The organism is Rhizobium ecuadorense (assembly GCF_001187535.1).
Lineage (GTDB): Bacteria > Pseudomonadota > Alphaproteobacteria > Rhizobiales > Rhizobiaceae > Rhizobium > Rhizobium ecuadorense.
In genome coordinates, this window is record NZ_LFIO01000403.1 from 1 (window position 1) to 222 (window position 222).

1 pseudogene is annotated in these 222 nt (G+C 59.9%); it reads left to right on the forward strand.

What is annotated here, in order from left to right:
* Positions 1-222, forward strand: a pseudogene (locus tag AF337_RS10815) (peptide antibiotic resistance protein); the annotation flags it as partial.

Genomic DNA, 222 nt, shown 5'->3' on the forward strand with positions numbered 1-222 from the left:
GTTTCTATGGAATGACGTCGAAGCTGATCTGGCGCGGCTCAATCTGCGCAAACTGCTTTCCCGCATCCGCGAGACAGACGGCGGACGCGCCGAAATGCCCTTCGATTTCACCGCCACCACGGTTCGTCTCAACACGCAGGTAGTTTCCAGCGATCTGGATATTTTTCGCGCCGGCGGTTCGCCACTGGAGCGGCTGAACGCGATCGCCGAACTGACCCAGCG